This window comes from Streptomyces montanisoli (genome assembly GCF_017813245.1).
GTDB classification, from domain to species: Bacteria; Actinomycetota; Actinomycetes; order Streptomycetales; family Streptomycetaceae; genus Streptomyces; species Streptomyces montanisoli.
Map to the genome: position 1 here is coordinate 1 of NZ_JAGIQL010000335.1, position 2,271 is coordinate 2,271.

The 2,271-nt window shown below is 76.4% G+C and carries 1 protein-coding gene and 1 pseudogene; one reads left to right on the top strand and one right to left on the bottom strand.

Going from position 1 to position 2,271, the window contains the following annotated elements:
• A pseudogene (locus JFN87_RS32945) lies at positions 1–1,378 on the bottom strand (hypothetical protein); the annotation flags it as partial.
• Positions 1,379–1,587: 209 nt separating this feature from the next.
• Here JFN87_RS32945 and JFN87_RS32950 point away from each other — a divergent pair.
• Positions 1,588–2,271: GOLPH3/VPS74 family protein (locus JFN87_RS32950; protein ID WP_209346161.1), on the top strand; the 684-nt coding region annotated here is incomplete at its 3' end.

The following is a 2,271-nucleotide window of genomic DNA, read 5'->3' on the forward strand; positions in this document are numbered from 1 at the left end:
CGGGCCCGGCGCCCTTGCCGCCGTTCAGCGGCGGCGCGGCGGGCACCTTCAGGGCGGTGGTCGGCTGGTCGACGGGCGGCTCCGCGGCCGGGCGTGCGGCGCGCATGGTGGTCGTGGGCTGATCGACACCCTTGGCCCACCGGGGCCCGCGGGGCGCGGCGGGCGCGGCGGAGCCGCGAGGCTCGGGCGTACGGCCCCCGCCGGCCTTGGCGGGACCGGGAACGGAGGGCCCGTCCGAGCCCACGGCGGGGCGCCCGGCGGAGCCGGGCCCGGAGCCGGCGTCCGTGTCTGTGCCGCGCCGGGACGAGCCGTCACCCGCCGCGGTCGAGTCGGCGGCGGGTGCTACGGACTCGGACTCGGGCTCCGCGCCCGGCGCGTCCTCGTCCGTCGCCCCATGTGCGTCGGCCGCCTCGGCCTCGGCATCGAGGCTGTCCGCACCGGTGGCACCACTCGGGCTGTCGTGCCGGGCGCCACCGTCCGCCGCGTCCGCGTCGGCATCGGCCGTTGCGGGCTCGGCCTCGGGCTGAGCACCAGGCTCGGAGACGCGCGGCGAGTCCGCGTCGGAGGCACGGTCCTGCCCGGCGGCACTGTCCGGCGCGCCCGCATCGTCCTCGTCCGACGAACGTCGCGTCGCCGAGGCCGCGCCGGCCGCCACCTCGTGCACGTCGTCCGTACCGGCGGCACCGACCGAGGCGCCCCCGTCCGCGCCATCCGGCGAGTGTCGCGTCCTCGTGTGCCCGTCGGCCTCCTCGGCCTCGTCGTCGAGACCGGCGGCACCGGCCGGGGCGTCCTGCCCGGCCGCACCGTCCGAGGCGTCCCCGTCCACGCCGTCCGACGCACGTCGCGTCATCGCGTGCCCGTCGGCCATCTCGCCCTCGTCGTCGAGACCGGCCGCACCGGCGGCACCACTCGGGCCGTCCTGCCCGGCCGCACCGTCCGCCGCGTCCGCATCACCCTCGCCCGACGCACGTCGCGTCGGCGCGTGCCCGTCGGCCTCCTCGGCCTCGTCGTCGAGGCCATCCGCACGGGTGGCGCCGCTCGGCGCGTCTGCCGTTACGGGCTCGGCCTCGGGCTGAGCCGCGGGGGCGGAGCCGCCACGCGCGTCCTCGTCGGCGGCGGCGTCGCGGTCGGCCGCACGGCCCGGCGCGGCCGGTTCGGCCGGAGCCGAATCCGCGGTCGCGGGGGCGGCCGGGGATTCCGGGGCCTCGGGGGCCCCGGTTATCGCCGCGTCCGCCTCGGCCTCACCGTTCGCACCTGCAACCGTCGCGCCGTCCGCCTCCGCTTCGCGCGGTGCCGCGGCGGGCCGCTCTCGTGCCTCCGGAGCCGTCTCCCCCGATGACTTCTGCTGTTCCGACTTGCCGGGGGACTCGCCCGCCACCGTGTCTCCTTCGTATCGCTCCGCCGTCGGCGCCTCTGGGCGCCGGACCGCGCCGTCCGGACCGTCTTCCAGTTTCCCGTTCAGGACCGCCGCCCGTGTCCTAGACGAGAACGACATACATAACGGTTCCCGCACAAAGCACCCAGGCGCTCTCGACAGACCAATGTGAGAGGGGTCACCCTGTCATTCATCCACGCGGGGAGGCATGGATGGGCAGGAGCCGCAGAACAATTCCGGAGGAGCTTCTGCTGCTCGCTCTGGACCCGGCCACGGGTACCACAGCGCAGCCGCAGTCGCTCGACCTAGGCCTGGCCGGAGCACAGCTAGTGGAGCTGGCTCTGGCGGGGCGGATAGCCCCTGACGGGGATCGTATCGCCGTGGTGATGCCGCGGCCGACCGGAGATCCGACTCTGGACTCCGCACTGGAGCTGCTGCGCAGACGCGGCAGCCCGGTACGGGCTGTCCACTGGATCGGCGGGCCCCGGCTGGGGCTGCGCCAGACCTACCTCTGCCATCTGGAGCGGTGCGGCATGGTGCATGCCGTGGCGGGCCAGATGTGCGGAGTGCTGCCGACGACGCGCTACCAAGCGACGGACACGGCGGTCAGCCGGGAGATCAGGGCCCGGCTGGACAGTGCGATCCGCACCGGCGTACCGCCGGACCCGCGGACCGCGGCGCTCGCCGCGCTGGCCCACGCGGTCGGTCTCGGCAAGCACCTCTACCCGGGCAACGAGGGGCGCTCGTCGCGCTCCCGGCTCAGGGACCTCATCAGGCACGACCCGATGGGCGGGCTCGTCGCGCACGCCGTGATGGACGTGCAGAACGGCGTCGCCGCCCAGCCGCGGCGCGCGCCCGCGCAGGGCGCGAGCACCGCGGGCGCCGCGGGCACGCCG